This window comes from Phyllobacterium sp. P5_D12 (assembly GCF_054049495.1).
Map to the genome: position 1 here is coordinate 1 of NZ_JBFUMG010000645.1, position 2,332 is coordinate 2,332.

Annotated in this window: 1 protein-coding gene and 2 pseudogenes; all 3 read right to left on the bottom strand. The window is 54.5% G+C overall.

What is annotated here, in order from left to right; all coding sequences use genetic code 11:
• Window positions 1-483 (bottom strand): annotated as a pseudogene (locus ACXJ5O_RS24690) (deaminase); the annotation flags it as partial.
• Between the two features lie 90 nt (window positions 484-573).
• On the bottom strand, window positions 574-1,866 hold the full coding sequence (locus ACXJ5O_RS24695; RefSeq protein WP_457302208.1) for an NCS2 family permease: 1,293 nt from the start codon (window positions 1,864-1,866) through the stop codon (window positions 574-576).
• Window positions 1,867-2,122: 256 nt separating this feature from the next.
• Window positions 2,123-2,332 (bottom strand): annotated as a pseudogene (locus tag ACXJ5O_RS24700) (trans-aconitate 2-methyltransferase); the annotation flags it as partial.

Below are 2,332 nucleotides of genomic sequence, written 5' to 3' on the forward strand. Positions count from 1 at the left end.
CCGCAATCATCTTGTGGATGGAATAGCTTTTCCAGAACGCGTTTTCCTTATTGTAGCCGCCCGGTTCCAACGTGAAAACTTCCTTCAAGATTTTGAGATCATGCGGGATTGCAAATGCATCGCGCGAATCTTCGTGGCTGAAGAAGTAGTAGAAATTGTTGAAACCTGCCCAGGTGATAGCCGAAAGGCACATGGAGCAAGGTTCGTGGGTCGACAAGAAAATCAGTTCGCGCGGATCTGGACGGGTATCCTCCGCATCTCGAAGAAACGCTTCAACGTATGAATCTCGCCATGCCATAGCGGGTTTTCCGTCTCATTGTTGGTCTCTGCCAACACGAGCGAAAGATCCGATTTGCGCAGCAGCGCCGCTCCGAAGATCTTGTTCCCGGCGGCTACACCGCTCTCGGTCTTTGGAATAATCCGGTGCTCGATCGTATCCAGCAGCACGTCAACAAGGTTGTTCGTCGCGGTTTGCTGCTCCATCGGTGGCTTTCTGATCAGGGATTGTTTGATATTCAGAATAACAATGGCGCGGATGGGGCGCAATCACCGCATCCGCGCCAGATCGTGAGGTCAGCCCRGAAACAGCGCGAACTTTATAACAAAGAGCGCAGCCACAAGCCACGTAGCGGGGTGCACAACACTTGCCTTGCCCGTGAAGGTCTTCAGCACGACATAGCTGATGAACCCGAAGGCGAGACCGTTCGCTATCGAATATGTGAAGGGGATCATCAAAGCGGTTATCGCTGCCGGGGTCGACTCCGTGACATCACCCCATTCGATATCGACGAGTTCATGCATCATGAGCCCCGCCACATAGAGCAACGCTGGAGCAGTCGCATAGCCCGGTACAGACGCCGCGAGCGGAGAGATGAAAAGCGCTGCCAGGAACAGCACCGCAATGGTCAACGCGGTCAAACCTGTGCGACCGCCAGCTTGAACGCCCGAGGCACTTTCAACATAGGCGGTTGTGCTGCTCGTCCCGAGCAATGAGCCGGCCACGATGGCCGTGCTGTCAGCAAACAATGCGCGGCCAAGATTGTTCGGTTTTCCCTCTTCGATAAGCCCGGCACGCTTGCTGACGCCGATCAAGGTTCCGGTCGCATCAAACACTTCGACAAGCACGAATACGAGAATGACCTGCAGAAGTCCGGTATGCAGCGCACCCATGATATCAAGCTGCAAGAAGGTCGGCGCCAGACTTGGCGGCGCTGAAAATACGCCTTTGAACTCACTCACGCCAAGGATCATCGACAGGACTGTCACGACAAGAATGCCGATCAGAATTGCCCCGCGGACCTTAAGCGCATCGAGCGCTGCGATGACGAAGAAGCCAAGGATGGCGAGCAGGGCCCCAGTACTTCCAAGGTGACCCAATCCAACGAATGTCGCGGGATTTGCCACGACAATGCCGGAATTTTTCAACGCTATGAATGCGAGGAAGAGGCCGATACCCGCCGCGATCGCACTCCGCAATGATTTGGGAATGCCCGCGACGAGCCAGCGACGTATTCCGGTTACTGTCAGAAGCAGAAAGATGCAGCCCGAGATGAAAACAGCTCCGAGCGCCTGCTGCCAGGAAAAGCCCATGGCAGCCACGACAGTGAACGCGAAGAAGGCATTGAGGCCCATGCCAGGCGCCATGCCGATGGGCCAATTGGCAACCAGCGCCATCACGCCCGAGCCGAGTGCAGCGGCGATACAGGTCGCGACAAACACGGCGTTGCGGTCCATGCCCGTGGAGGACAAGATCTCCGGATTGACGAAAATGATATACGACATCGTCAGGAACGTCGTGAGTCCCGCCAACACTTCGGTACGGACAGATGTGTTGTGGTCGTTAAGCTTGAAAAGCTTTTCGAGCATAATTCCTCCCCTTGGCAAAAGCCTAAGTCTCCGGTTGCCTGKCAAGCGCGCTACGCGTCAATGCAGACTGCCTCTTTTGAGTTTTCGATAATTCTCCTATCAAGAGACGGCAGGCATACACTCCTCCGCATACCGCCGCTCCTCAGTGTCGCCACTGCAGATGGGATTGTGCGATTTTCGTCACGGCGATGCTAGGCACCTATTCCGCATTCATTTGCGAAACACCTTCAATATTTTCTTGAGCTTTCTGATGGATTTACCGCGTCGCAACGATGAAAATACGAGGGAATGGCAAAAGCACTATCCCGTCATCCATCGGCTTGTAGGATTGAGCCAAACGTTGCCTGTACTTGTCAAGAAAATCCGCGCGTTCATCATGGTTCAGCAGAGCAAGATACGGGCGCAACCCTGACCCTTTGAACCATTCGATGATACCATCCAGCCCTTGCAACCGATGATGATAGGT